We start from the raw sequence: 20,355 nt of genomic DNA, 5'->3' as shown, positions 1-20,355 counted from the left end.
TTGCGTGTAAACGATGATAGCGATATCGGGCAAGGAATTCGGGCTTTTGGCGGACTATATTCATAAGCGCTTCGGCATTCACTTGAAAGAGGACAAGCAGAATCTGCTTAAAGCCAGGCTCGACGGCGTGCTAAGCGAGCTGAACATGAAGAGCTACTCGGACTACTTCGACTATCTGGTGAAGGACAAGACAGGAGCGGCGGCATCGAAGTTGCTTGAGAAAGTGACGACGAATCATACCTTCTTCATGCGAGAGACGCCGCACTTCGATTATTTGAGGAGCGAAGCGCTGCCGTATTGGCAGCGCCATATCAAGGACGGCGATTTGCGGATATGGAGCGCAGGCTGCTCCTCCGGGGAAGAGCCGTACACGATCGCGATGCTGCTTCTTGAATACTTCTCTCGCGAGCCGCTGAAGCGCTGGGATCATAAGATTCTTGCAACGGATATATCGAATCGAGTGCTGGAAACCGCCGTTCGCGGCATCTATCCGGCAGAGAGCCTGCAGTCGCTGCCGTCAAGATGGCAGACGAGCTACTTCGTCAAGCGGAATGCGGAGCAGGCGGAGATATCGGATGCATTGAAGAAGGAGGTCATCTTCCGCAAGTTTAACTTGATGGAGGCAAGCTTCCCGTTCAAAAGGAAGTTTCATATGATCTTTTGCCGCAATGTGATGATCTACTTCGACAACGAGACGAAGAACGAGCTTATTCAGAAGTTTTATAACCATCTGGAGCCTGGTGGCTTCTTGTTCATCGGTCATGCGGAGACGATCTCTCGCGGGACGTCGCCTTTCACCCCGGTTCGGCCGTCGATTTACCGGAAAGGAGGCGGGTTTTGATGAGAGTTGGAGGCAAAATCCGCGTGCTCGTCGTGGACGATTCGTACATGGTTCGCCGCGTATTGGCGCAAGGGCTGTCCATGGATCCGGCGATTGAGGTCGTCGGAACCGCGGAGGATCCGTTCGAGGCGCGGGACCGAATCGCCGAGCTGCGGCCAGACGTCATGACCTGCGATATTGAGATGCCGCGCATGAACGGCATTGAATTCGTCCACCGGCTGCTACCGCAATACTGGCTGCCGGTTATCATGGTCAGCTCCGTCGATAAGGCAGTGTTCGACGCGCTGCAAGCCGGGGCAGTCGAGTTCGTCGCCAAGCCCGCAAGTTATGGGACTCGCGATATCGAGCCGTTCATCGCAGAGGTCGCGGCGAAGATCAAGATTGCTGCGCACGCGGCGAACGTATCCGGCAGCGTGTCACGAGGCGCGCTTAGCGGAGCAGTGCAACAGCCGGGCGGCAAGGGGCTGCCTGTGCGGCATTCGGTGGCAAGCGGTGCGGGTGCGGGTGCAAGTGCAGGTGCGACTGGGAAGACCAGTGGCGGTGCGAGTGCCGGAGTGAGTGCAGGTGCAGGTACGAGTGCGAAAGGGAGCTGCGATTTGATCGCCATCGGCGCTTCCACCGGGGGCACTGAGGCGCTGACTGCTGTGCTGCGGTCGCTGCCGGTGACGATGCCGGGTATCGTCATTGCGCAACATATTCCTGCGGTCTACTCGCGCATCTTCGCTGAGCGGCTGCATGAATCGACTAAGCTTCAGGTGAAGGAAGCGCGCAGCGGCGATTATGTGATGCCGGGAACCGTACTCATCGCTCCCGGCGGCAGCCATATGCGCGTTAAGAAGATCGGCGCGTACTACCGTGTAGATTGTTCGCCTGGCGAGCGAGTGAACGGACATTGCCCTTCTATTGATGTACTCTTCGAATCCGTGGCGCAAGCCGCAGGCAGAAGCGCGATCGGCGTGCTGCTGACCGGCATGGGAGCCGACGGAGCGAGAGGGCTCCTCGCCATGCGTCGCAAAGGTGCGCGAACGCTCGGACAGGACGAGAAGTCGTCGGTCGTCTACGGCATGCCGAAGGCAGCGTTTGAAGCAGGCGCGGTCGAGAGGCAGGTTCATCTCGCTGGCATGGGAGACGCGCTGCTCTCGCTGCTATAATTCATTAGTTTGTTGACCCTGCCGGGTGGCAGGGTCTTTCGTCCTTTGTCGTCGTATATGTTTTACCATCCAAGCCGCATAGCTCGTTTGCGAACATGTGGTCCTACATGATATGATAGGTTGCAAAATGAACATTTTCAGATGAGGCTAGGTGATAGAACGATGTGGACGGCTATAATTTCGATTATTACGCTTATAGTTGGCGCTGTTGGCGGTTTCTTCGTCGGCGTTTACTACTTGCGCAAACAACTGGAGAAGATGCAGAACGATCCAGAAGCACTGAAGAAGATGGCGAAGCAAATGGGCTACAATTTGAATAATAATCAGATGCAGAAGGCGCAGCAGATGATGAAGAATCAACAACAACAACATCCCGGTAAGCGGCGGAGATAAGGTTAACGCTTTGCGGGCTCATGGAAAGGAGACGATGGCAACAATGGCGGGCAAGAAGGATTACGTCAATTCCCTCGTTTCGGATAATCGGGAAAAAATCGAGCACCACATTCGGGAGATTTTGAGCCTGATCGGCGAAGATGTCGACCGCGAAGGGCTGTTGGAAACACCAGCGCGCGTGACGCGGATGTATGAGGAAATCTTTGCAGGCTACGAGGTAGACCCGCGCGATGTGCTCGGCGTTACGTTCGATGAGCAACACGAGGAGCTTGTCATCGTACGCGATATTGTCTACTACAGCCAATGCGAGCATCATATGGCGCCGTTCTTCGGCAAAGCTCACATCGGATACATCCCGAGCGGCAAGATCGCCGGGCTTAGCAAGCTCGCGCGCCTCGTGGAGGCGATTACGCGCCGCCTGCAGGTGCAAGAGCGCATCACTTCGCAGATCGCGAACATCATGGATGAAGTGCTGCAGCCGCACGGCGTTATGGTTGTCGTCGAAGGCGAGCACCTGTGCATGTGCGCGCGCGGCGTGAAGAAGCCTGGCAGCAAGACGGTAACGTCGGCTGTGCGCGGCGAATTCCGCACCAGCGCGGCTCTCCGTTCGGAGTTTCTGTCGCTGCTTAAACAATAGCTGCATAAGATGAGGCCCTCCATGTGGAGGGCCTCTTTTTTTAGCAAAACCGGCGTGTCGGTGTAACGCTGGTTTTTGGGCTATCGTGGAATAGACAGTATCTAAGAAGGGACATGTTACTTGGGCAGCGGAGCTGAGAGAACGTATGTGTTCTCTCAGGCAGTGATTTCGCGAATTCTGATGCTGAGAGCACGTATGTGTGCTCTCAGCACCTAAGAAGGGCTATATTACTTGTGCAGCGGAGTTGAGAGAACGTATGTGTGCTCTTAGCCTGCGATTTCGTGTAATTCTGATGCTGAGAGCACGTATGTGTGCTCTCAGTAACAAACTAGGTAACCGAGCGTTTTAAAATTGCGTTGAGAGAGGAAAAAGCCACTCTCAACGCTCGAAATAATAGGAAAGGTGATCTGACAGAGGAAAAAGCCTCTATCGGCGCAGGAAACGGAGGTGCGGAGGGTGAGCTGAGAACTGCCAGTCAGGTTTATTGTCAGCTCGGCACTCAGACCTCTTGCCAAACACGTTTGTGGAGCGCTGGATAAGGCCCAGCCTATCCCGCACAGAAGCCAAGCGAAGCCGTCTTTGTCATCACTCCAACCGAGGCCACACGTAATACGAGTGAGCTGTTCCAAGATGTACAGAGAAGAGGCTCTCCACAAGGAGAGCCTCTTCAGCAGAAATGTGCAAGTATTCATCAGCTTGAACCATTGAACCAACCTTAGACTGCCTCGGAAGACTTGCGAGCAGCATCGACCTGGCTCAAGAACAGCGCAGCTCGCTGGATATACTCCTTCGGCTTCGAACGGAACAGCAGCTCGTGAATGCCGCCTTCAACGTACCATTCGCGGGAGAGCGAATTATATTGGCTTGCAGCGATCTTTTCGGCGGTCTCGATCGGTGCAATCGCATCAGAGGTGCCGTGCATAATGAAGATCGGCATATTGTAATGGGTGCTGAGCACCTGCTTGACCGGCAGCTGACTGAAGCTGGAGCCAGTGAAGAAGGGCAGCATCCATTCGATGAGCGGAACGGACGGATAACGCGGCAAATCCATGTACTGTTTAAGATTGTTATAGAGGGAGTCCGAGCTTGGCAGGAACAAGCTGTCGAGAATCATCGCGTCGATGCTGTCGGTGTTGTCCGTCTGCAGCGCTGCCTGAAGCGCCGTTCCGGCGCCCATCGAGAAGCCCCAGACGACAACTTCGTCTGCGCCTTGCGAGCGAGCATACTGGACAGCGGCAAGCAGCTGTTTCGATTCTTCTCTGCCGCCTGTGGCAGCAGTCCGTTCACCGGACGAAGCGTAGCCGTAATCGAACATAAACACATTATAGTGGAGTCCGTGCAGCAGCGAAGCGAGCTCATACATCGGTACCCACGTCTCCTCGCGGTTCGCGCCGTAGCCGTGGCTGAAGACGACTGTCCGGTCGGAGTCTGCGCCGGCAGGAATATACCAGCCGTGCACAGTCGTGCGCCCGCTCTTGCTCGGGAAGGAGACATCGCTGTAAGCGAGGCCTTTCTCCGTCTGAGGGTTGGAGTAGAGCGCGGGCACGTAAGGATGGGCGATCACCCACGCGGCGTACCCGTGAAAAGCAACGACGGCGAGCAACAGCATGGCGAGAAGAGCTGATACGACGGCAAGCGCGGTATGCTTGAGCCGTGCTCCAGCAATGGCTTTATCGGCCGGTTGCGGAGCGGGAAGAAGCGGAGGGAGTAAGCTGGGCGTAAAGCCCCCGGCAGCAGGTAGCGACGGTGTTAACGATGTGCTCATGATAGAAGCCCCCTCATCTCATATGAAATGGCGAACGAACCGCCAATAAATGTAAGCGCTTTACTAGTGCTCTATACCTATCCTATGGCGGAGCAGAGCTGCCTGTCAATGCATGTCGACGACTTGTTAAACTTCTGTAATCTGCCTGTAAAATAAGTCTAAAAATACCCATATGCTTTACCCGCAGCCCACAGTTAAGCTATACTAGCTGTAACCAAGTTTCACTGAGTGAAACTTTTGAAAGAGGGATCGGACCTATGGCGGAGGAAGGAAAATCGACCGTACGCGCCGTCGAACGGGCGCTTGATATATTGCTGTGCTTCACCGCTAAGAAAGAATGGGCGATGACGGAGCTTGCGGAGAATGTCGGACTGCATAAGAGCACCGTTCACCGGATGCTGAGCACGCTGGAGGAGCGCGGCTTCGTCGTGCGCGACCCGGCATCGGAACGGTACCGGCTGGGCTTGCGAATTTGGGAGCTGTCGGCGAATATGTCGGGCGCTGACGATCCGGCTGTAATTGGCTTGCCGGAGATGGAGCGGCTGCGCGACATGCTCGGCGAGACCATTAGCCTCTACCTGCGCGATGGGAACGAGCGGATTCGTATTCAAGCGGTGCAGAGCGTGCAGGCCATCCGCCGCGTCGCTCCGATCGGCGTGAGGCTGCCGCTCTATGTCGGGGCCTCCAGCAAGGTGCTCATCGCCTTCGAGGAGCCGACAAAGCGTGAGGAGCTGCTGCTGGATCCGTCCTGGCCGGCGAACTTCGACCGGCAGCTGTACCGTGAGCAGTTGGAGGAATGGCGCCGTCTCGGCTACGCGACGAGCGTTGAGGAGCGCGAGCAAGGAGCTGCCGCTGTCGCGGCGCCGGTATTCTCGCGCACAGGCAAGCTTGTTGCAGCGCTGTCCGTCTCGGGACCCGCGAACCGGTTCACGCAGGAGATTATGCGCTCGCAGGCTCCTGCTGTCATGGAGGCAGCGCGCCGCCTGGGCGTCATGCTGAAATAAAATTCTTTCTCTGACCCAAAAGTCGCCAGCAGATCAATCTGCTGGCGACTTTTCTTATTATGGAGTAATGATCTGATCGGAGTAACCTGCGAAGATACAGAACGTACCTGGCGTCGTATCCATCCACACGCCGATATAGCCGCCCGGAGGGACGCTAATGATATCAATATAATCGCCGATAAGCGGAACGGGAGTTGGGTTGCTGGCGTTCGGGTTGAACGAGGCGTTCGTAATGCGTGTGTTGGTGAAGGTAGCGCCGCCGTTAATCGACCTTGCTACATATACGTCGAGGAGCGTTTGGGTAATCTGATTGCTGTAATAGATGATATTGACGACCCCGGTCAGCGGATCGACGTCGATGGCCGGGAAGAAGTTTTGCGTTCCGGCGGGAGCACCTGTAATGCTGACTGGCGCTGACCAGCTGTTGGTGTTAGGAGCGCGCCTCGACATAAAGACATCGGAGTAGCCAAGCCGATTATCCTGCCACACTGCGTATGCTTGGTTCGTGAATGGACCTACCGACCGGTCAGTAGAGATATTGGCGAAGGTGAGTACGCGGAAATTCCATCCCGGTACGGGAAGCGGAGAAGGAACGGGAACGACGTTAGAGACGACGACACCGTTTACAAAGGTTGCTCCTCCATCCATCGACTGTCGAACGATGAAGTTGAAGCTTGGATCGACCGTGACATAAGCAACGTCGACAACGCCCACGAGATCGACTGTAATATCGGGCCGTTCGACTTGATCCGCTTCGCTCGAGAGCAGTACAGCCTGATCCCAAGTTGCGCCATTGTCTCTGGAACGGTTAAGCATCGCTGTGGAGTTACCGCCATTATCTACGTTGAACTGGTGGTTATATGTGGTGTACATGTTGCCGAGATAAGGGCTAGATTGCGACGTGTCGACGGTGCAGTTCGTTTCATCATTGTTGATGTAGACGCCATAGCCTGGGGCAACGGTCTGAGGTGCGCTGAAGGTAGCGCCATTGTCGAACGATTTGTAGACGACTGTCGTGCCTCCTTCTTCGCCTGCAAATACGTGTGCCGATACGATAAAGATATTGGGGAAGCCATATGCAACAACAGGTGCTTCCGCTCCGGTAAAGCCAACGGGCAGTGGAAGCAGACTGTTTGCCCAGCTGAACCCGCCGTCCAACGAGCGGTACAGCCCGATTAACGGGGGACCTGATGATGTATCGACTGCTACCGACAGCATAATGCCCGGAATTAATAGATTAACGGCGACGCTTGGTTCGAATTTAGGCGGACCTGTAGGCGTGACCTGAAAGTTGAAATTGGTCAAAGTAGCTAACCTCCTAATCAATAAGTCTATATCTTATTCTACGAAAATAGTTGAAGATCGCTTGGATGCTTATCCGAAAGAATAGAAAATAGGCATAGAGAGAAGAAGATTCATCCCGAACTTCAAGAAAAATTTGGAATAAAATGTAATTACTCTTTATGTAGGAGGTGAAGATATGCCCTTTACAACGGGATTAATTACAAACACGAGAGCGACGGGAACAGCAGCATCGACAGTCGCCGTAAATACACGTAATATTACCTCTACTCCCATCCTTGTACTGATCGAAGTCTATGTTGTTCCGCCAGCTACAAACATGTTAACGCTTGTTCATGTGACAGGCTTTATATTGGCTGGCCACTCGAGCGATACTCGCGAGTTTAATGTTGCGGGAGATATTGCTTGGGAAGTGCAGCTTGATCAATCTGGAATTCTTTCAGAGGTTGCTTTCTCTGTATTCGGATTGGACGAGTTCGGGAACCTTGTTCACGGACAAAATATTAAAGTAGAAGATTGGATGCCGATTACGGCCTTCTCGACACCGATTGTGTAGTGGAGGAGTTTCGCGCTAGAGTATGGGAAGTATTGGAGCCTAACGAATGCCGTTAGCTCCTTTTTTCATGAAAAGGCAGGCGCCTCAAGGGATAGCCGCACAAGCAAACTCTTGTCATGCCAATACAATAATACGAGGGTGGAGAAGCGGAGGGAGTGACAGTATGTTCGATTTAGGAGTTGTTATGCCTGTATATAAACAGAAGCCGGCTTTCCTTACGGCAGCGTTGGAATCCGTGCTGGGGCAGACGTTCCAGAAATTCAAGCTGATTATTGTCATCGACGGGGCGCCAGAGATGGAGCCGTTAATTAGGGAGCTCACTCAAGGCGACAGCCGTGTCCAAATCGTTTCGCATACCTTCAATCAAGGCGTCGCAACGGCGCTGAATACGGGCTTTGCGCAGCTGTACAGCATGCCGGCCATTCAGTATTTGACATGGGTTTCCAGTGATAACATCTATTATCCGAGGTTTCTGGAGACGATGCGCAATGCGCTGGTCAAAGGACCACCCGAGCTTGGACTTGTGTATAGCTCCTTTCAATCGGTTGATAACGAGGGTCGACCGCTGAATAGCGAACAGATGCTAGCGACTCAGCGGCAGTATCAATCGCAGCCGAAAGTGAAGCTGCTCGACACGTCCATTGTCGGTGTATCCTTCATGTACAAAGCAGAGTGCGCAAAGAAAATTGACGGCTACGGGCTTGAGCCTGTAGAAGATTATGATTATTGGCTCCGCCTCTCCGAGCACTGTGAGATGAAGTACATCCCAGTGGAGCTGATGGATTATCGCGTCAATTCGACGTTCAGCGTATCCGCGGCGCTGCAAGACACCGCCAAGCACCGCAAGTGGCGGTATGCGTATCATCTGGCCAGACATCGGGCCAGAATGCGCAGAGGTATTCCTCCATCCATTACCGTGCTGCTACCTCTGAAGGAATCTGGCGCGCAGGCGATCGAGCGACTCGAGAACCTGTATGAGCAGACCTTCAGTAACTATACATGCTACATTCTTGATCTGTCGGCGGATATGCGGGTAACTGCGGACTTGTCCGGCATTTCGCATCCGTCGACGGATTTCAAATGGTACCCGTATGCAGCAGTCGAGACAGCGTTATTCCATGCCGCCCAGATGATACAAACACCGTACTGCTTCGTACCCGGTGATATCTTGTTCCGAGATGTCATGGATCTTACAGTGCTGTTTAATGAACTGGAGAAGGCTCCGCCGCTTGTCATGTCCAACTACTATACGGCAGATCACAGCCAGCTGGGGTACCGCTTCGTCAGCACGTTTAGCCCGAAGGAAGGCTTGCATGACGAACTGTTCCGCACGCAGAGTCTCGTGAACTATTTGAAGGAGCATTTTGCAGGGGTGATGGGTTCAGGATGAAATTACTATTCACCTTCTACAATCCAAGCGGCGGTATGGAGACGCTGAACCGCATCCGTTGCAAAGCGCTGATGCAAGTCGGGGTAGAGTGCCATCTGCTCTACAACTACGATGGCGAAGGGCGCAAGAACATTAAAGATATTCCGAACTTTGTCATCAGTGACGAAGCGGAGATTGGGCGGCATGTCATGCGGCAAAACTATGATGCCATCATCGTATGTACGGATGTTCTCATGCTGCTCACCATCCGCAAGGCTGGTTACAAAGGCCATATGATATTCGAGATTCAAGGTCTCGGCACGATACAGACAGCGAACGCAGTGCTGAAGGATATCTCGCCTCGGGTGCTGCAGAACGCAGATGCCTTGCTCTATCCGAAGACGAATCATCTGATGGAGCTGCTGACGAAGCACATGAGCGACATTCCGCATTACTCCTTCGACGATCCGCTTGATACGGAGAGCTTCGGTTACAACTCTTATCCTCCGAAGCCGTTTCCGGTCATCGGCTGGGTTGGCCGTATTGAGGCGAACAAGAATTGGCGCGAGTTTCTGCTTATCGGTTCGAGGCTGATTAACAAATTTCCGGAGTGCTACTTGTGGATCTTCGGAGATGCGACATTGAATGATCCCGCTGAGAAGGAGCACTTCGACAGATGGGTGAACGGGCTGCAGCTGCAAAATAAACTGATTACCTATTCTAACGTTCCCCACGAGCAAATTGCGGATTACTTCTCGGTCATCGGCGATTCGGGAGGGCTATTGTGCTCCACCTCGATTCTGGAAGGGTTCGGCTATGCCGTCGCGGAAGCGATGCTCTGCCGCTGCCCGGTGCTCACCACAGATTCTGACGGCATCCGCAGATTTATGATCCATAACGTAACCGGCAAGTTATATAGCCGCGGCAATTTGGATCAGGCCGTCAAAGAAGCGGAGTCGCTCATGAGTGATGCGCCACTGCGCAAATCCATTCGCAAGAATGCTGAGCGGCATATGAAGCTGAATTTCTCCGCTGATAAATACACCACGAACTTTATGAGGATGCTGGGAAGCTTGGCAAAGCTGCGTCCAAAGCCGGAACAGCATATTTGAAAATAAATTGATGTAAAAAAAGCGGGCCTCCGTCAGGAGGCCCGCTTTATAGCGTTGCTGGTTAAACAATCTTTATTACTTGTTAGCGTTCGCCGCGATCATTTGGCGAAGAACCGTTTGGAGGATACCGCTGTTGCGGTAGTAGTCCACGTCCACCATCGAGTCAAGACGTACAGCTGCCGGGAACTCGAACGATGTGCCGTCTTCGCGAGTTGCGATGACCTTCACGATTTGGCCTGGCTGTACATCGTTGCTGAGGCCTACGATGTCGAATGTTTCTCGGCCAGTGATGTTAAGGGTCTTCCAGCTTTGGCCTTCAGTGAATTGCAGAGGAAGTACGCCCATACCAACCAAGTTGGAACGGTGAATACGCTCGAAGCTCTCCGCGATTACTGCTTTTACGCCAAGGAGGAATGTACCTTTCGCTGCCCAGTCACGGGAGCTGCCTGTGCCGTATTCTTTGCCTGCGATAACGACAAGGTTCTTGCCGTTCTCTTGGTATTTCATCGAAGCGTCGTAGATGGACTCAACTTCGCCAGTTGGCAGGTAAGTCGTTACGCCGCCTTCCGTGCCAGGAGCCACTTGGTTCCGGATACGGATGTTCGCGAATGTACCGCGCATCATAACTTCGTGGTTACCACGACGGGAACCATACGAGTTGAAGTCTACTTTGTCTACGCCATGCTTGATCAAGTATTCGCCAGCTGGGCTGTCTGCCTTGATGTTGCCGGCAGGCGAGATATGGTCAGTCGTAACCGAATCGCCTAGAAGCGCCAGTACGCTGGAGCCTTTGATATCAGCGATATCGCCAATGTCAGCGCCAAGACCTTCGAAGAACGGCGGGTTCTGAATGTAAGTCGATTTGTCGTCCCACTCGTAGCTCTCGCCAGTTGGTACGTCGATTGCATTCCAACGCTCGTTTTGCGTAAATACGTTCTCGTATTTGTCGCGGAACATGTCAGGACCCATTGCTGCTGCAATCGTGTCTGCGATTTCCTTGGACGTTGGCCAGATGTCTTTCAGGTAAACCGGCTCGCCATTGCTGTCATGACCGATTGGCTCGGAGGACAGGTCGATGTTCACTGTTCCTGCCAGTGCGTATGCCACTACAAGCGGTGGCGATGCCAGGTAGTTTGCTTTAACTTGTGCGTGAACGCGGCCTTCGAAGTTACGGTTACCGGACAGCACAGCTGCAACCGTCATATCGTTGTCTGCAATCGCTTGGCTAACTTCGTCCGGAAGCGGACCGGAGTTACCGATACAAGTTGCGCAGCCGTAGCCTGCAACATGGAAGCCAAGAGCTTCAAGCGATCCAAGCAGGTTTGCACGAGTCAAGTACTCAGTAACAACCAGGGAACCTGGTGTCAGGGAGCTCTTCACGTAAGCGGGCTTCTTCAGGCCGCGCTCTACTGCTTTCTTCGCAACAAGCGCCGCACCGATCATAACGCTTGGGTTCGAAGTGTTCGTGCAAGATGTGATTGCCGCGATAACAACCGCGCCAGTACCCATCTTCGTTACTTCGCCGTTCGCATGCTTAACTTCAACCGTCTCGGAGATTTTCTCGTCGGACAAGCCGTAGCCGCCTTTGTCGATCGGCGTGCGAGTGATGCTGTTGAACGCTTCTTTCATGTTCGTCAGCTCAACGCGGTCTTGCGGACGCTTCGGACCAGCAAGGGAAGGAACGATTGTTGCCAGATCCAGCTCAACGATGTCAGAGAATACAGGCTCTGGCGTATCGTCTGTGCGGAACATGCCTTGTGCTTTATAGTACGCTTCAACAAGCGCGATTTGGTCTGCGTCGCGGCCTGTTTGGTGAAGGAAGTTGATTGTTTCGCTGTCAACCGGGAAGAAGCCGACAGTTGCGCCGTACTCAGGAGCCATGTTGGCAACAGTTGCACGGTCAGCAAGGCTGATGTTGGACAATCCAGGGCCGAAGAACTCGACGAATTTGCCGACAACGCCTTTCTTACGAAGCAATTGCGTTACAGTCAGCGCAAGGTCAGTTGCAGTTGAGCCTTCAGCAAGGCTGCCAGTCAGACGGAAGCCGATAACTTCCGGTGTTACGAAGTAAAGCGGTTGGCCAAGCATACCTGCTTCTGCCTCGATACCGCCAACGCCCCAGCCAACTACGCCAAGACCGTTGATCATTGTTGTATGGGAGTCCGTACCTACGAGGGAATCCGGATATACAACCGTTTCACCGTCAACTGTCTTCGTAGCTGCTACGGAAGCAAGGTACTCAAGGTTAACTTGGTGAACGATACCTGTGCCTGGAGGTACAGCACGGAAGTTCTCGAACGCTGTTTGTGCCCAGCGAAGGAAACGGTAACGCTCTTCGTTACGTTTGAACTCGATGGCAGTGTTCGTTTCCAGCGCGTCTGGTGTACCGAACGTATCAACCATAATAGAGTGGTCAATTACAAGGTCAACCGGTACGAGCGGGTTGATTTGTTTCGGGTCGCCGCCGGATTTCTTAACCGTGTCGCGCATTGCGGCAAGGTCAACAACAACCGGTACGCCTGTAAAGTCTTGAAGAACGATACGTGCCGGGATGAAAGGAATTTCTTTGTCCTCGCGGCCGTCAGCCCAAGTTGCGAGCTGCTTTACATGTTCTTTCGTAATTGCGCGGCCGTCGAATTGACGGACTGCAGCTTCGAGAAGCACCTTAATGGAGAAAGGGAGCTTCGAGATCTTACCTAGGCCTTGCTCTTCCAATCCGCCTAGACGGTAGTAAGCGAAATCCTTACCGCCGACTTGAAGCGATTCGCGGACGGAGTATTCATTTTGTTTAGTCATTGCGTTCGCGCCTCCTTGACAATCTGTAGTGTGCTTCATGCTGTGAGTTTCACAGGGTGAAACACGATTTCAAAAACATTCAATACCCTAAGTATAGCGGTTTTTCGCTCATTTAGAAAGTGCAAATATCACCTACAGCTAACAAAAATAATGCCCGAATTGCATATAAGCCCGCTTTCCAAGCCCTTGCACAAAGCTTAAAGCCGTTGTATCCGCATGAAACGAACGGTTTGCTCATATAATGAACCAGTTTTCCACTTATTTGGGTATTCCCGCGTTTTACGTGACATACCCCGTGCCTCATACGATGAAGCGGCGGATGCCGCCCATTTCCAATAGAAGAGTTCTATTGTGTTGTGTGCAACATCAAACATGGCAGGAGGGATTGCAAGTGCCGCGATCGCGAGTACGAGTCGGAACAAGCAAGCCAGGCATGCGAAAAATAACGGAACATGCGCCGCCTGGTCGAGCGGCTGCGAGCGTTGCAGCCCCCAGAAGCAGCGCTACAAGTGGCAAGCAGCGAAACGCTCCGCAGGAGCCTCCGCCTCTGCAAGGCTGGAAGGCTATCGTCCACAAGTATGTGAAGCTGTACAATCAGGCCGAAATCGACCGCTATGCGCCGCCTTTCGAAGAGGTTATTAGCGATACGGATCATCTCGTCCGCTTTACCGGGCGGCTGTCTCGGCTGCGCGAGCAGGAGCTGCTGCGCGGTATCCTTCCTTCCCGCAGTGAAACGAACGCGGAGCTCATCCGCGTTAGTGAATCATCGGGCTCGCTTGGCGAGGTCGCCGTCTTGATTGAGCTGCGCGTCAAACGGACGATTGATCAGAACGGACGCACTTATATTGAGGAGCGCTGCGACCGCGAACGACTGTGGCTGACGGCAGATGACGGGACGTATTCGATCTCGCGCATCGAACCGATTGTGCTCGAGCGCCGACCGAGGTACAGCTCGTCCGATCTGTTCGAAGAGTTGGAGTCGATCGTTCCTACTGCGAAGCCGCAATCCATACCTTATATAAATTATGATGTTTTGCCGAATTTCAAACATGGGCGCGCTGGTATAAGGTACCGCAGAGATTTGGTTGCCGCTTATGCCGACCGCTGGTGGAATGAGCCGAATCCGGCGTATGAGAATTTCGAGGTCAACTGCACCAACTACGTCTCCCAATGCGTCTTTGCAGGGGGCGCGCCTATGGACTATACTGGTAGGAGGGATACTGGCTGGTGGTACCGCGGCTATAGCGGCAGCCGGGAAAATTGGAGTTATAGCTGGGCAGTGGCCAACGCGCTCAAGAATTACTTATCGGCTTCGCACAAATCGGGGCTGCGGGCAACAGTGGTTGAATCCGCTGATCAGCTCGCGCTTGGCGATGTCATTATTTATGATTGGAGCGGCGACAACCGCTATCAGCACAGCACGGTCGTGACCGCATTCGATGCGGCGGGCATGCCGCTTGTGAATGCCAATACGGTTCCAAGCCGTCACCGCTACTGGGATTATCAAGATTCCTATGCATGGACGGAGAATACCAAGTACCGGTTTTTTCACATTGCGGATGAGTTTTAATGTGCGCTTCAAGCCCAGATACGTATGACGACCCACTTCTGTGGGAAACTAACATAACCGGAGGATTAACCATGGGGGAGAAAGTGCGCGTAGGACTTGTTTACGGCGGGCGCTCAGGCGAGCATGAGGTTTCGCTGCAAACCGCACTGGCAGTTATGAAGGCCTTTGATTACAGCAAATACGAAATTAAACCTTTCTATATTTCCAAGACAGGCGCATGGCGCGCGGGAGACATGCTGCTCGCAGCGCCGACAGGGCTTGATCAGCTTCGCCTTGCAAGTAGTTCTGCCGTCGGCACTGAAGCGCTTATGCCGGTATTCGGCAACCAAGGAGCCGACGATTTGGCTGATGCAGATGCAGAGCCTGCGACGATTTCTTCGGTGAAAGTACCTGCTGAAGTGACGATCTCGGCTGTGTCCGCGGACGTTCCGGCTCCTGTTGTCGAAGCGCCGATTGATGTTGTATTCCCGCTGCTTCACGGTACATTCGGTGAAGATGGCACGATTCAGGGGTTGTTCGAGATGGCGAACATTCCGTATGTCGGCGCAGGCGTTCTTGCATCGGCGGTAGGGATGGATAAGATCACGATGAAGAAAGTATTCGCGCAAGAAGGATTGCCGCAGTGTATCTACCGGCATTTCAACCGGACGCAGTGGCAGAAGGAATCCTCCTACTTCATCATGGAGATTGAAGTGGCGCTTGGCTACCCATGCTTCATCAAGCCGGCTAACCTTGGATCAAGCGTCGGCATCTCCAAGGCGCGCAATCGCGAAGAGCTTATCCAAGCTGTCGAGTACGCGCTGCGCTTTGACCGCAAGGTCATCGTGGAAGAATTCGTGGATGCTCGCGAGATCGAAGTAAGCGTGCTTGGCAATGACGAGCCGCGCGCTTCCGTTGTTGGCGAGATCACGTCCTCGAGCGAGTTCTATGATTACAAGGCAAAGTACATCGACGGCAAGTCGATGATGCATATTCCGGCGAACATTACGCAGGAGCAGTCCGACTCCGTTCGCGAGATGGCGCTTCGCGCATTCCTGGCGATTGACGGCTCGGGCTTGTCGCGGGTTGATTTCTTCCTTCGCAAGGAAGATGACCAGATCTTCATCAATGAAGTGAATACGATGCCGGGCTTCACGCCTTACAGCATGTATCCGCTCATGTGGAAAGAAAGCGGCATGCCATACACGGAGCTGCTCGATAACTTGATTCAGCTGGCGATTGAACGCCATGCCGAGAAGCAAACGATTGATTATAGCGGAGGCGGCCCGGCTTAATTGCCGGGTTCCTCGCTTTTTTTTAAGCTATTTTCACTTAGTGGTACATAATATGTTGGACGAAGGGCTGGTCTTATCAATGGGTTTTCAAACCGAGTTTAATTCCGTGTGCAAGTTCAAGTCGAAACAAGAATTGTACGAGCTGCTGGAGTACGGCCGCGGCAAAATGGTCAAGAGCGGCTTTCGCGTCTACCCAACCGGCCAGAAGGTGATCGCCTACACGCCTGATAATGAAGCGATCGCGATCGTGAAGATTCTCGTTTCCATTGCGGAAATTAATTTCCAAGGCGAGGAAGTCACGGAAGTGGAGATGGAGCTCATTCGCAAGCTGACGGAGGAAGAAGCGCGGATTCAGACTGCGCTTGCGCATGAAATGTTCTTCGGAGAGCAAGCATGATTGTCCGTTTCGGCTTCGTTGCGATGAGTACGCTGCTGGAGAAGAATGTGTCGCCGTCCCGCACGATGACCTATGCCACTTTCTCGAAGCTCGATGATCGGGAGGCGGGTCTGCGCAGGCTGGAGCGCATTGCGGAGGAGAATCTGCGCACGACGCTGCGTTTGATGAAGCATTGCGTCGGGCATGACGTGTATGTGTACCGGATGACGTCGAAGATCATTCCGCTTGCGACGCATGATGCGCTGCAGGGATGGGACCCTTATCCAGCGCTTGCCGAAGCATTCGCAGATATCGGACGGTTTGCGAAGGAGAAGGGCATGAGGCTCTCCTTCCATCCCGATCACTTCTGCGTATTCAGCACGCCGAGACCGGAGGTGCTGGCGAAGTCGAAGGAAGACTTGAATTACCATGTCACGATGTTGGAGCATATGGGACTGGATGAGTCTTCTGCCAAATGCAATATTCACGTTGGCGGCGCGTATGGCGACAAGGTGGTTTCCGCTGAGCGGTTCGTGCAGCAGTTCAGCGAACTTGAGCCGAGACTGCGGAACCGGATAACGCTCGAGAACGACGACAAGACGTTCACGACGCGCGAGACGCTGGCAGCCGCCGAAGCTGTAAGAGCGCCGATGGTGCTTGATATTCACCATCATGCCGTTAATGACGGCGGCGAGTCAGATGCCTCGCTATATGGGGAGCTATGGCCGCGCATTCTGCGCACATGGACAAGCGCCAGCGGCGAGCCGGTGACCGTGCCGCCGAAGCTGCATGTGTCGAGTCCGAAGAGCGAGAAGGATCCGCGCGGGCATGCGGACTTCGTTGACGTGGCTCCGCTGCTTCGATTCCTTCGCGGGATTGCCGGATCTACCGAGCGGCTGGACGTCATGATAGAAGCGAAGCAGAAGGATGCGGCGCTGCTGCAGCTGATGGCAGATATGCGCCAGCTGGAGCTGGAAGGCGAAAGCATTCATGTAATTGACGGTGGCAGCATCGAAATTCGTTAAGGGACAGGAAAAGCTTGATCTTTTCTGTCCCTTCGTTTATTTTTGGATAAGAAAGCGCTATCATAAGACCTTCATCATGGATCACAAATACTTTTGTAGAGAGGATTGTGAAACAATGAACGGATTATTATCGGGAAAGAACATGCTTGTGATGGGGGTTGCGAATGATCGCAGCATCGCTTGGGCAATTGCACAATCGCTTGCAGCGCAAGGCGCTCGGCTTGCTTTCACCTATGAGAATGAACGGGTGGAAGAGCGTGTCCGCAAGCTGGCGGAGACCATTCCCGGTTCACTGTTCCTGCAGTGCAATATTACCGTCGATGAAGAGATTGACGCGCTTGTTCATCAGTTGAAGGAATCGTTCGGCGTTCTGCACGGATTGGTGCATAGCATCGCTTTCGCCAAGACGGAAGAGCTCGACGGCATGTTCGTCGATACGTCGCGTGCAGGCTTCGCGCTTGCGCATGACATTAGCGCTTATTCGCTCACAGCGGTCGCGCAGCGAGTCTATCCGCTCATGACCGAAGGCGGCAGCATCATGACGATGACTTATCTCGGCTCCGAGCGTGCTCTGCCGAACTACAACGTCATGGGCGTTGCGAAGGCCGCGCTGGAAGCGTCCGTCCGTTATTTGGCAGCTGATCTTGGGCCGCATAACGTGCGGGTGAATGCGATCTCGGCTGGCCCGATTCGCACGCTCGCAGCGAAAGGGATTAAAGACTTTAATTCCATCCTTCGCCAAGTTGAAGCGAAGGCGCCGCTGCGCCGGACGACGGATGCGTCTGAAGTGGGCGACACGGCGATGTTCCTGATGAGTAATCTGTCGCGCGGCATTACGGGCGAGATTATTTATGTGGATAATGGATATAACATTGTAGGATAGAAGTGTGAAGAGCGAATGAGCGTTCCTAATGGTTTGACCGGGGAAACCGGACAAGCTTAGGGACGCTTTTTTTTGTGTTTATAAGAGAACATTTCGACAAACTGAGACTTTGGAACCGCATTTTGAAAAATATTTTTGAGGACCAACAAAGTTCGACAACCTTTTCTGTATACAGTTTGTATCATAAAGATCAGTTAAAGAGATTCCTGAATTATATTAAATATAACAATTATTTCCAAACGCGTTCGAGGGGAAGAGAAGAATCTTAAATCTCGAAAAGTAGCTGAGGGGGAGTACCGCTTCATGTTCACTACTGCAAAAGAACAGGCGACGGAAAGTGATTGGATTACATTATTTCTTCAGGCAAAAGCGATGGGGGTAACGGTGGAGGAAATTCGGGCGTTTATTGAGGCGTGTCAGTTAAAGAAGAAAGCCAATTAGTTTGTTTCGAGACGAACGACTAGTTGGCATTCTCGTTATTTTTCTTCCATTTTTGAAATTCAAGAAACTCTTTAAATTGGCTCTTGCTTATTCCGGAGGCCATCGCCTCAAGCAGGAGTTGTTGCCAATCGCCATCCAGTGATTGATCAAGCTCAGCTGCAGCAGGACCATAGATAATCGCATGAATGGGCACATCCAGCGCTACCGAAATTTTCTCCAGAAACTGAATTGAAGGATTCGATTGCAGTCCTCGTTCAACACTGCTTATATAGGATTTGGCGATATCGGCACGTTCGGCGAGCTCAGATAGGGACATGCCCCGTTCGGTGCGGAATTGCTGAATTCTTTTTCCGATTTCTTCAATCATCGTTATGCATTCCTTTAGCTGTTGAAGTTGGTGTAGAATGACTGCTTCAATCAAGCGAGCTTACAATAATCTTACGAAGTATAGAAGCATTTGTAAAGTAACCTGACAGGAATTAATAAACCGACGCAAGACGTTTTTTTGTTGGTGATAGCGTTTCATTGAAGTGAAGTTCTCAATAAAGAATGAGAGTCGGAGAGAAACGCAGACAATGAATGAAATTGGAAGATTTAGGTTCAATGTTCTGATAAACTGTCTCGTTTTAAGGGAGAATGCTTGAATTTTAACTTTTGCCGGGAAGCGAGAAATAAGGTATAGTAATTGCAAATGATGTTCTTTATTAAGAACTTATACGTTTCTTATAAAGAAACGAGGAGATGAGCCCACTGTCTCGATCCAGAAAGTTTAAGCGGAAACGAATCAAGCTTCGTCGGACGTTCCACATATATGCTTTATCCAGTTTCTTAAGCGTGGCCATGCTCTTCACTTGGCTCTCCCTACATATTGGAGTGACCTTCGGACTTTATACTTCCACGGCTACCGCATCTGCTAATTTCCATAGCTGTCCGGTGTTTCCAAGCGAGATTGCATTGCTGTTAGAGCGCTTTGAGGAGCACTCGAAACGAGGTCAGGAAGCGTATTCACAAGTAACGAGCTATTCGATTGCGGAGAATATTTCTAAGGAAACCGTTGATATCACTGCCATTTCGCTTGAGGAATTGAAGCAGAGAGAGAAGCTTTTGCAGAGCAAGCTGACGCAGGTTTCAACCGAATTACGCTCCATGCAAGAACAAATAACCTCGAATAATCAAGCGTGGAGTGAAGCGCAGGAAGAGATGCATCAGGCAGCAGCTATTCTAGAACAACTGTCGGATTACGCGAGGACAGTGGATCCCAATTGTCTCGTGGATGAAGGGGATTCTGTCTTAACCGGCTTCCAATTGTTTCTTGGCTCCAACCTATTCATGAATAGTTCGCTAAGAGAACAAGCGTGGCAAGTCTATGCGACACTAGCAGGTGAGCATGAGGATACCCAATTAAGTACTCTCACAGCGGATCAAAGTCAGTCTGCGGAAGATGGTTATCAAGAAGTCCAAGCTGAGATGAACAGATCCTATCAAGCTTACACAAAGCTCAAATCTACACTCCAAAGTGAACTCCGTGAGGTCGTGGCTGAAATAAAGAATCGCAAGCAAGACGGTGAGCTTCAAGATCTTACGGCCCCTGCCCCTGTAGACGTTACGCCAGAGCAAGAGAAGTCAGATACACCTGAAGAACAGACTGAGATTCCAGATAGCAAAGAACCACCATCTGTACCGGAGCAATTACCGTCTGAAGAAGAGGTTCCATCGGAGAAACAAACGTCCAGTCAGGTGCAGGAGCCTCTTGAGCAAGTAATCGAACAACCATCAGATGATGCAGCAAACCAATAATTGTTGGAGCACGAACGCTGGCTGGATGTGCCTTACAGGCGCACCGGCCAGTTTTTATTTGAA

19 protein-coding genes are annotated in these 20,355 nt (G+C 52.5%); 15 read left to right on the top strand and 4 right to left on the bottom strand.

Features of this window, described 5'->3' with window-relative positions; translation table 11 throughout:
• The first annotated feature begins 13 nt into the window (after nt 1-13).
• The 4 genes from AC0YNX_RS14375 (at nt 14) to folE (ending at nt 3,022) form a co-directional block, all read left to right on the top strand.
• Complete coding sequence (locus AC0YNX_RS14375) at nt 14-841, top strand: CheR family methyltransferase (protein WP_475816376.1); 828 nt, start codon at nt 14-16, stop codon at nt 839-841.
• The gene (locus AC0YNX_RS14370; RefSeq protein ID WP_475816753.1) at nt 841-1,992 is read left to right on the top strand and encodes a protein-glutamate methylesterase/protein-glutamine glutaminase; all 1,152 of its coding nucleotides are present in this window, start codon (nt 841-843) and stop codon (nt 1,990-1,992) included. Before AC0YNX_RS14375 ends, AC0YNX_RS14370 begins: the two co-directional genes overlap by 1 nt.
• 162 nt (nt 1,993-2,154) lie before the next feature.
• On the top strand, nt 2,155-2,385 hold the full coding sequence (locus AC0YNX_RS14365; protein WP_126014091.1) for a YneF family protein: 231 nt from the start codon (nt 2,155-2,157) through the stop codon (nt 2,383-2,385).
• Between the two features lie 43 nt (nt 2,386-2,428).
• Complete coding sequence (folE, locus tag AC0YNX_RS14360; RefSeq protein WP_475816752.1) at nt 2,429-3,022, top strand: GTP cyclohydrolase I FolE; 594 nt, start codon at nt 2,429-2,431, stop codon at nt 3,020-3,022.
• A 715-nt stretch (nt 3,023-3,737) separates the two neighbouring features.
• On the opposite strand, the gene AC0YNX_RS14355 is transcribed toward folE, so the two are convergent.
• On the bottom strand, nt 3,738-4,787 hold the full coding sequence (locus AC0YNX_RS14355; RefSeq protein WP_475816375.1) for an alpha/beta hydrolase: 1,050 nt from the start codon (nt 4,785-4,787) through the stop codon (nt 3,738-3,740).
• A gap of 257 nt (nt 4,788-5,044) precedes the next feature.
• Here AC0YNX_RS14355 and AC0YNX_RS14350 point away from each other — a divergent pair, with 257 nt between their 5' ends.
• On the top strand, nt 5,045-5,791 hold the full coding sequence (locus AC0YNX_RS14350) for an IclR family transcriptional regulator (RefSeq protein ID WP_475816374.1): 747 nt from the start codon (nt 5,045-5,047) through the stop codon (nt 5,789-5,791).
• Between the two features lie 57 nt (nt 5,792-5,848).
• Here the strand turns inward: AC0YNX_RS14350 and AC0YNX_RS14345 are convergent, their stop codons facing one another.
• Nucleotides 5,849-7,096, bottom strand: a complete 1,248-nt coding sequence (locus tag AC0YNX_RS14345; protein ID WP_475816373.1) for a beta propeller repeat protein — start codon at nt 7,094-7,096, stop codon at nt 5,849-5,851.
• Between the two features lie 175 nt (nt 7,097-7,271).
• On the opposite strand from AC0YNX_RS14345, the gene AC0YNX_RS14340 reads away from it, so the two are divergent.
• The 3 genes from AC0YNX_RS14340 (at nt 7,272) to AC0YNX_RS14330 (ending at nt 10,130) form a co-directional block, all read left to right on the top strand.
• Entirely contained in the window at nt 7,272-7,649 is a 378-nt protein-coding gene (locus tag AC0YNX_RS14340; protein ID WP_475816372.1) for a hypothetical protein, read from the top strand.
• A gap of 163 nt (nt 7,650-7,812) precedes the next feature.
• Nucleotides 7,813-9,039 (top strand): glycosyltransferase family 2 protein, encoded by a 1,227-nt coding sequence (locus tag AC0YNX_RS14335; RefSeq protein ID WP_475816371.1) that lies wholly within the window; start codon nt 7,813-7,815, stop codon nt 9,037-9,039.
• The gene (locus tag AC0YNX_RS14330; protein WP_475816370.1) at nt 9,036-10,130 is read left to right on the top strand and encodes a glycosyltransferase family 4 protein; all 1,095 of its coding nucleotides are present in this window, start codon (nt 9,036-9,038) and stop codon (nt 10,128-10,130) included. The genes AC0YNX_RS14335 and AC0YNX_RS14330 overlap by 4 nt, the downstream gene beginning before the upstream one ends.
• Nucleotides 10,131-10,205: 75 nt before the next feature.
• On the opposite strand, the gene acnA is transcribed toward AC0YNX_RS14330, so the two are convergent.
• Nucleotides 10,206-12,926: an aconitate hydratase AcnA gene (gene acnA, locus AC0YNX_RS14325; RefSeq protein WP_475816369.1), complete on the bottom strand. Its 2,721-nt coding sequence runs from the start codon at nt 12,924-12,926 to the stop codon at nt 10,206-10,208.
• A 391-nt stretch (nt 12,927-13,317) separates the two neighbouring features.
• On the opposite strand from acnA, the gene AC0YNX_RS14320 reads away from it, so the two are divergent.
• The 6 genes from AC0YNX_RS14320 (at nt 13,318) to sinI (ending at nt 18,495) form a co-directional block, all read left to right on the top strand.
• Nucleotides 13,318-14,496 (top strand): amidase domain-containing protein, encoded by a 1,179-nt coding sequence (locus AC0YNX_RS14320; RefSeq protein ID WP_475816368.1) that lies wholly within the window; start codon nt 13,318-13,320, stop codon nt 14,494-14,496.
• 71 nt (nt 14,497-14,567) lie between these two features.
• Nucleotides 14,568-15,770 carry a D-alanine--D-alanine ligase family protein gene (locus tag AC0YNX_RS14315; RefSeq protein ID WP_475816367.1) on the top strand — a complete coding sequence of 401 codons (1,203 nt, stop codon included), beginning with the start codon at nt 14,568-14,570 and terminating at the stop codon, nt 15,768-15,770.
• A gap of 79 nt (nt 15,771-15,849) precedes the next feature.
• Nucleotides 15,850-16,167 (top strand): hypothetical protein, encoded by a 318-nt coding sequence (locus AC0YNX_RS14310; protein ID WP_475816366.1) that lies wholly within the window; start codon nt 15,850-15,852, stop codon nt 16,165-16,167.
• Complete coding sequence (gene uvsE, locus AC0YNX_RS14305; protein WP_475816365.1) at nt 16,164-17,171, top strand: UV DNA damage repair endonuclease UvsE; 1,008 nt, start codon at nt 16,164-16,166, stop codon at nt 17,169-17,171. Before AC0YNX_RS14310 ends, uvsE begins: the two co-directional genes overlap by 4 nt.
• Before the next feature lie 115 nt (nt 17,172-17,286).
• Nucleotides 17,287-18,054, top strand: a complete 768-nt coding sequence (gene fabI, locus AC0YNX_RS14300; RefSeq protein ID WP_475816364.1) for an enoyl-ACP reductase FabI — start codon at nt 17,287-17,289, stop codon at nt 18,052-18,054.
• Between the two features lie 303 nt (nt 18,055-18,357).
• On the top strand, nt 18,358-18,495 hold the full coding sequence (gene sinI / locus AC0YNX_RS14295) for a DNA-binding anti-repressor SinI (protein WP_475816363.1): 138 nt from the start codon (nt 18,358-18,360) through the stop codon (nt 18,493-18,495).
• Between the two features lie 19 nt (nt 18,496-18,514).
• Here sinI and AC0YNX_RS14290 read toward each other — a convergent pair whose 3' ends face one another.
• Nucleotides 18,515-18,862, bottom strand: a complete 348-nt coding sequence (locus AC0YNX_RS14290) for a helix-turn-helix domain-containing protein (RefSeq protein ID WP_475816362.1) — start codon at nt 18,860-18,862, stop codon at nt 18,515-18,517.
• A gap of 566 nt (nt 18,863-19,428) precedes the next feature.
• Between AC0YNX_RS14290 and AC0YNX_RS14285 the strand changes: the two genes are divergently transcribed.
• Complete coding sequence (locus AC0YNX_RS14285) at nt 19,429-20,292, top strand: hypothetical protein (RefSeq protein ID WP_475816360.1); 864 nt, start codon at nt 19,429-19,431, stop codon at nt 20,290-20,292.
• The last annotated feature ends 63 nt before the right edge of the window (nt 20,293-20,355 follow it).

It is taken from the genome of Paenibacillus sp. J31R98, assembly GCF_056269245.1.
The sequence above is the reverse complement of the archived record's forward strand: the minus strand, read 5'-3'. Positions and strand labels throughout refer to the sequence as shown.